5 protein-coding genes are annotated in these 6,950 nt (G+C 58.5%); 1 reads left to right on the top strand and 4 read right to left on the bottom strand.

Annotated features, from left to right (window positions below; all coding sequences use genetic code 11):
- Positions 1–36: 36 nt before the first annotated feature.
- Entirely contained in the window at positions 37–1,017 is a 981-nt protein-coding gene (locus tag ACH2EH_RS00450; RefSeq protein WP_395137731.1) for an NAD-dependent epimerase/dehydratase family protein, read from the top strand.
- Positions 1,018–1,207: 190 nt separating this feature from the next.
- Here ACH2EH_RS00450 and ACH2EH_RS00445 read toward each other — a convergent pair whose 3' ends face one another.
- The 4 genes from ACH2EH_RS00445 to ACH2EH_RS00430 all read right to left on the bottom strand — a co-directional run.
- Positions 1,208–2,173: a DUF1080 domain-containing protein gene (locus ACH2EH_RS00445; RefSeq protein WP_395137729.1), complete on the bottom strand. Its 966-nt coding sequence runs from the start codon at positions 2,171–2,173 to the stop codon at positions 1,208–1,210.
- Entirely contained in the window at positions 2,174–3,601 is a 1,428-nt protein-coding gene (locus tag ACH2EH_RS00440; RefSeq protein WP_395137727.1) for a DUF1501 domain-containing protein, read from the bottom strand.
- Complete coding sequence (locus tag ACH2EH_RS00435) at positions 3,591–5,915, bottom strand: PSD1 and planctomycete cytochrome C domain-containing protein (RefSeq protein WP_395137725.1); 2,325 nt, start codon at positions 5,913–5,915, stop codon at positions 3,591–3,593. The genes ACH2EH_RS00440 and ACH2EH_RS00435 overlap by 11 nt, the downstream gene beginning before the upstream one ends.
- Before the next feature lie 4 nt (positions 5,916–5,919).
- A partial coding sequence (locus ACH2EH_RS00430) for an alginate lyase family protein (protein ID WP_395137723.1) occupies positions 5,920–6,950 on the bottom strand: 1,031 nt, incomplete at its 5' end.

Here is a 6,950-nt window from a genome sequence, read left to right as displayed (position 1 = left end):
CCTCGGCAACTACACAGTAACAGGTACACTGATCTCATGCGAATCTTGGTGACGGGCGCGACCGGGAAGGTCGGGCAGACATTTTTAAAGGCATTTCTCGCGGATACGCGCTTTAGCGGCGCGATCATGCGGGCGTTTTGCCACAACCGTGTGGTAGAAGCGAGCGAGCGCGTTGAAGTGGTAAAGGGCTCGATGTCCTCGCGCGACGATGTGGCGCGGGCGATGTTGGGAGTGACCCATGTGCTCCATCTAGCGACTTGCAAAGAGACCCCAGAAGACATCATGGATGTCGCCATTAAAGGTTTCTTCTGGCTCCTCGAAGAAGCACGGCTCTCCCCCACTTTCCAGCAACTGATACTTATTGGCGGCGATGCGGGCATGGGGCACTTTGTCTACCCCCACCCCATTCCGGTGACCGAGATGCAGAAGCATAGCGCCTACCCCGGCTGCTACGCGCTTTCCAAGGTTCTGGAAGAGGTGCTGTTAGAGCAATATTATATTCAGTACAACCTCAATGGCTGCTGCCTGCGTGCCCCCTGGATCATGGAAAAAGACGACTTCAAGTACACGCAGAGCTTCGGCGAGGATGTCTTTGGTGGCCCACGCTGGCGGGACTTAGTGGGAGTTGAAGCGGCAGATAGCTACAAAAGCACAAACACCACTCCCGTTCTCTGTGATCCTGAGGGCAAGCCGATTAAGCGCAACTTTGTGCACGTCAGTGATCTTGTGAGTGCCATGCTCGTGGCACTGAACCATCCCAAGGCCCGCCAGCAGACATTTAATATCTGCATGGACGAGCCCGTGGACTATGGTTTTGTGGCGGAGTACTTAAACCAAACACGCGGCTTTCCAAGCGTCAAGATCACCACGGAGTTCCATGCAACTTGGCTCGACAACGCCAAAGCGCGTTTTCTACTTGACTGGAAGCCCGTCTACGACACAGCAAAACTAATAGACGCCGCTTATGATTACCCGCGCCCTATAAGCGACCCGCGCGTTATTTGGTACCCAGGGTGACAACTTGCCCCGTAGGTTTTCGCCCCCATGAACGGGGGCGTCATATTGACGGCTTCGCCGACACGAAGGCCACTTCGGGCCATGGGAGTTCGGGATGGCTGCTTGCAGCCTTTGTGTCCGAGGCACGAGGACAATAAGACGCCCCCGTTCATGGGGGCGAAAACCCACGGGGGGCGATTCACACGCGGGACTACGGCTTTGGGCTCATGTCGCTCTTGGGCGCGGTTCCCTTAGTGGGTTTTGCCAGCGTCTTGATGTAGATATTCTTGAAGCTGGCAATCGTATTGCCCCCGTGGCAGAGCTGGAAGCCAATCGGGCCGGAGAGAAACGCCTCCGCATCATCCCCATCTGCGGTCTTCACGCCGTTGAGGTAGATCGTGGAGTGTGTCCCGACGTGGCGGATGTAGTAGTGGTTCCAGTCCTTCTGCTTCACAATCTGGTCAGCATCGGCTTTGGGGAAGTCAAAGATCTTCTTGCTACGGCGGCGCTCGTCCCAGATACAACCCCAGTAGCCCTCGCCCATGTCCACCTGGTAGCCGGGAGCATCATCAAATGATGTCGGCTTGATGCGCGTGCAGACCCCGGAGTTGTAGCCATCCATCTTCACATCAATATGCAGCTCAAAGTCGGAGTAGTCCATATCGCTGAAGAGATAGTGGTGCTTGGGCGTGCTGCCCTTCTTGTCACCCACAATCGCGCCCTCGACGACAGACCAGTAGCCCTTCTCCAGGTTCCAGCCCTTGAGATCCTTGCCATTAAAGAGCGACTTCCAGCCCTTCGCCACCGGCTTGCCGTCTTTCACAATGCCATCCGGGCCTTCGCCAAAGACAACGGTCCCAGGAGCGGGGTAGACGGGATTGTATTTTGGCTTCGGGGGCTCCACTTTCTTGGGAGGTGTCAGGCTCTTTGGCACGAGCTCTGCCAGCGGCGCAATCTCAACACCGGCTTTCTTGGCCTCTGCCGCATCGTCGAAGCCCTCGAAGGTGAGGTTATGTAGCTTGTAGTAGTCGCCACGGTAGTTGCGCTTGGGCTGCTGGCCGCTATGGCAGTACGTACACTTAATCCCCTCTTTTGCCGCAAACGGTGGCTTCGCCTGAGCACTCGTCGCCAGTAAGGTCGTCAGCGGCAGAGCCGCAAGAATTATCTTTGTTTTCATCTATACCATTGCTTTCTTGATGATTGTGCCGCCAGTGCCGGTGAGGCGCTGGTTGCGGCCATTGAAGAGATACGTGAGCCGGGTGTGTTCCAGGCCCATCGTGTGGAGTATCGTCGCATGAAGATCGTTGATGGGGTGCGGGTCTTCGCCGGTCTTATAGCCCACTTCATCCGATGAGCCGACCACCGTGCCGCCTTTAACGCCGCCTCCTGCCAGCCAGACCGTCTGGACGCCAGGGTTGTGATCGCGGCCCGAGCCGCCCTGGGAGATGGGCATCCGCCCGAACTCCCCTGCCCAAACCACGAGCGTGGAGTCTAGCAGGCCGCGCCGCTTGAGATCTTGCAGGAGCCCCGCGATAGGCTTGTCGGTCGCGCCCGCGTGCTTTCCGTGGTTGCTCTCGATGTTTCCGTGCGCATCCCAGGTATCATCGCCATGCCCGCCGCCCGAGTAGAGCTGGATAAAGCGCACGCCCCGCTCGACCATGCGCCGTGCCAGCAAGCACTTGCGCCCAAAGTCCTCAGTTCGCGGATTATCCATGCCGTAGAGCGCTTTTGTCTCTGCCGTTTCTTTCGAGAAATCCACGGCCTCGGGGGCGGCCATTTGCATGCGATAGGCCAGCTCGTAGCTTTTTATTCGAGCCTCCAGGTCGCTGTCATCGGGCCGCGCGGCTAAGTGCGCCTGGTTGAGCTGTGCGAGAAACCCCAAATCTTGTTTTTGGTTGTCGTCACTGATGCCCGCGCCTGGCTTAAGGTCTAGGATCGGGACGCCGTTGGGGCGGAAGACCGTCCCTTGGTAGCTGGCGGGCATGTAGCCACTTGCCCAGTTCGGAGCGCCACCAATCGGGCCGCCGCGTGGATCGAGCATCACCACAAAGCCCGGGAGATTTTGATTCTCCGAGCCCAGGCCGTAGGTCGTCCAGCTTCCTAGCGCGGGTGCCCCCTGCAAAATGGTACCCGTGTTCATCTCAAAAAGAGCGGGAGCATGATTGTTCGAGTTGCCAAAGACCGAGCGGACAAAGCAAATATCATCCACGCAGCCACCGACATGCGGAAACAGATCACTGACCTCAATACCACTCTTACCGTATTTTTTGAAGGGAATCGTACTGCGCATCAGGGGCGCGTTGTTGCCACCACCAAACGTCTTGATCTCCCCTGCCGTGGGCAGCGCCACACTCATCGTCTTGCCGTGGTACTTGTCCAGCCCCGGCTTGGGGTCAAACGTATCCATCTGGCTAGGGCCACCGTACATGAACAAGAAGATGACACTCTTAGCCTTCGCGGGAAAGTGCGGCTTTTTAGGAGTTCCTTGCGCCTGGGCTTCCTCAGCAAGCAAGGCGTTCAGAGCGAGTGCGCCAAAACCGACGCCTGCGCTGGCAAGAAAGTCGCGGCGGGACGTCGAGCGGGTGAAGTGCGGGCTAGTCGGCATAAAGAAACTCGTTGGTATTGAACAGGACATGGCAGAAATCGGCAAGGGCGGCTTGCTGAGGGCTAGCTTTTTTCTCGTCGCGATGTAGCTCCGCTTTCTTGGCAAGAAATGCCGTAGCCTGCGCGAGCTGCGTGGGGGTGGGCTTGCGCACCAGCGCAAGACGGTAGGCCAGAGTAATCTGCGCCGCCGAATCGCTCCCCGCCTCTTTGGCGACACGCTCTGCAAAATGCCGTGCTTGCTCCCAGCCGAACTCGCCATTAAACATTGCCAGGGCTTGTGGCGCGATCGTCGTGGACTGGCGTTTGGGGCAGGTATTGACCATGTCCGGCCCGTCAAAGACCTCGGTCATGGGCAGTGAGAGCGAGCGGCGCTGGAAGACATAGACCGTCCGGCGGCGCTGCTGATCCTCAGGAGAGCTCCCCCATTTGTGCGTCGAGCCCGTGGCAAGCACTTCGCCCGAGACACGTGGGTAGATGCTCGGCCCCGACATCTGAAGATTTAGCTGCCCAGAGACCGCTAAGATCGAGTCACGGATGCTCTCACCCTCAAGGCGCTGACGCCGCTGACGCCACAGAAGCGTATTGGCCGGGTCGAGCTTCGCCGCAACGGGGTTGGCTCCGACGCTTTGTCTATAAGTGGCACTGGTCAGGATCACTTTATGGAGTTTTTTCAGGCTCCAACCCTTCTGAATCAGTGTCGTGGCCAGCCAGTCCAGCAGCTCGGTATGCGTTGGCTTGCTGCCATTGCGCCCAAAATCCGACGGCGTCGCGACAATGCCCTGCCCAAAGTGGTGCTGCCAGAGCCGATTGGCGATCACGCGCGCCGTGAGGGGGTTCTGTGGGCTACCAACCCAGCGTGCCAGCTCCAGCCGCGCCTTCCCCGTAGCAACATCAACTTCTTTCCCTCCACTGAGGCTGGCGATAAACCCCGGCTTAACGATATCTCCAGGGGTTGTCAAGCTGCCACGCACCAGTACTTTATGCGTAATCGGATTGTTATTTTTATCCGTCACAGTCTCAGCAATCGTATCAATAGGGCTCAGCTCACGGTTCAGCGCATCAATTTCCGCATCAACCCCCTCTTTCTTACGCTTGCGCTTGGGCTCCTCGGCATCCCCTTTTTCGGCGCGCTCGGCCTCCTGCTGCACACGTTTCTCTTTCAGCTCCTCTTGGAGCTCACGCCGCCGCTGCATCAGCTCCGGGCTGTCCACCTCGCCCGTGAGGCGCTCCTCAGACCAGCGCGTGTTGGCGAAAAAACCCTGAAGCCTGTAGTAGTCGCGGGCGGTAATCTGGTCGTATTTATGGTCATGGCAGCGCGCACAGCCCACGGTCATCCCCAGCATCACCGAGCCGACCGTGTCCGTGGCATCGTTGAGATAGTCCTGCCAGCGCCCCGCGGGATCACGAGAGAGCTCGTCCCAGGAGCCGAGGCGTGCAAAACCCGTGGCAATGAGTGCGTCGGAGTCTTTGGGGCTGAGCAAGTCGCCCGCAAGCTGCTCCGCCAGAAATTTATCGTAGGGCTTGTCGGTATTGAAGCTACGGATCACATAATCTCGGTAGCGCCAGGCACGGGAGCGAATATTATCGGCCTCAAAGCCATGGGTCTCGGCGTAGCGCACCAGGTCCAGCCAGTGCCGCCCCCAGCGCTCGCCGTAGCGCGGATCAGCCAGCAATCTATCAACTAGCTTCTCATACGGACCAGGCGCGGTGTCCGCAAGAAACGCTTCGGCCTCCTGGGGCGTTGGCGGCAACCCCACTAAGTCTAAGTAAACCCGGCGCAGGAGCGTGGTCTTATCGGCAGGCGGGCTGGGAAAGAGCTTCTTTGCCTCCAGTTTCGCCAGCACAAAGCTATCAATAGGATTCGCCACCCACTCGTCGCGCATCACCGGGTTCTTAACACGCGGAGCCGCCGGATTGACGGGTGCGGTATACGGCCAGCCCTGCTTTGCCGCATCCACTCTCGCCCCCTGCGCGATCCAGCGCTCGATGGTCTGAATCTGGGCTTCTTTGAGCGGCGGCATCCCGATGGGCATCTGCGGCTGGTGCTTGCCACGCAAGTACCCGATCAGCGCACTCTGGGCGGGCTTGCCAGGAACAATCACGCGCTTGAGGAACTTGCTCCCCCCCCCAAAGAGTGCCGCACCCTCCACGGAAAAGCCCCCCTGCTTCGCCTCACCGCTATGGCAACCCGTGCAGTCAGCCTTGAGGAGCGGCTCCACTTCCTCTCGAAAGCTAACCGTCTTTTCGACTTTCTGTCCCGCCGCCCCTAGGGCGAAGAGAGCCATTAGCGGGAGTGCCGCCATAAATTTGCGCATAAACTTATTTTACCGACTTTTCCCTCAAGAATAATAGTGTCCCAAAGCCGGGATGATCTGCCTGAAACGCGGTGCCTTCAGGGCGTAGGGACTCGGCGGCGCGGCGGGTGTAGGGCGCTTTCTTGCCCAATCGCCCCTCAAAGTGATTCAGAGCCAGCTCGAAGATGGGACGCAGACGGCCCCGGCCTTGTTCAGAAATTACAGGCCAGTCGTACTTGCCGGTCTTGTCTTTGTAGCGCTCGAAGGGGACATCCTCCCCCAGATTGTATTTAGCCGTGTACTCAAAGCCCTTCAGAAGGCGGAAGTTGTCCGTGCTGTAGAGATCCACGCCCTGGTTCCACGCGATCTCCGCCGCCTCGGCAAGGTGCCCTATCCCAAGCTGGACATGCTGCTGATCGCGGCCACTCTCCTGGCACTGCCCCGCTTCATTAATAATGTAGTGCGTCAGCCGCCCATTGCTAGGGCCTGTTTTGTAGTAGGCCACGGCTTTGTCAAAGAGCGCCTTATCGCCCAGGAATACCCCGCAGGCGAGCAACATCTTGATGCAGGCCGTGTCCCAGTTGCCATTGGCGAACGTCGCGAAGTCTTTGATAACGGGAATAAAGGCGCGGCGGAGGCAAACGGCAAAAGACTTGTGCTCTAAAAGCTCGGCAGCGCTGACCAGCTTGAAGCCGTAGAGCGCGGCGGCCAGCTCTTTATCGTGGCCCGTGATGGTCTGGAGCGAGCCACCCCAGGCATCTAAGATAGCGATTGCTTTCTCTTTGTGCGCCTTCTCGCCTGTCAGCCACCACATTAAAGCGTTTTGGTAGGCCGCGTTGGCATCGCTGGCGAGCTCGTCGTTGCCGAGATTCTTAGCCGTCTCCCGACAGACCGTCGGAAAGCCACCGCCACGCACGCGCCACTGCGCCGACGATGCCGGGTGTTCCTTGAGCTTAGTAAAACCGCCCCGCCAGGGTTCGACATCGAGCTGGGTACGCAGACGCTCTAAATCTTTTTTTGTGTTTAGAATGCCAGGATGGCAAAACATATGGTATC

It is taken from the genome of Armatimonas sp. (assembly GCF_043760365.1).
Classification (GTDB): Bacteria; Armatimonadota; Armatimonadia; order Armatimonadales; family Armatimonadaceae; genus Armatimonas.
The sequence above is the reverse complement of the archived record's forward strand: the minus strand, read 5'-3'. Positions and strand labels throughout refer to the sequence as shown.

Coding starts and splice junctions, on each gene's coding strand:
- ACH2EH_RS00450 (WP_395137731.1), top strand. CDS start 37: ATGCGAATCTTGGTGACGGGCGCGACCGGGAAGGTCGGGCAGACATTT.
- ACH2EH_RS00445 (WP_395137729.1), bottom strand. CDS start 2,173: ATGAAAACAAAGATAATTCTTGCGGCTCTGCCGCTGACGACCTTACTG.
- ACH2EH_RS00435 (WP_395137725.1), bottom strand. CDS start 5,915: ATGCGCAAATTTATGGCGGCACTCCCGCTAATGGCTCTCTTCGCCCTA.
- ACH2EH_RS00440 (WP_395137727.1), bottom strand. CDS start 3,601: ATGCCGACTAGCCCGCACTTCACCCGCTCGACGTCCCGCCGCGACTTT.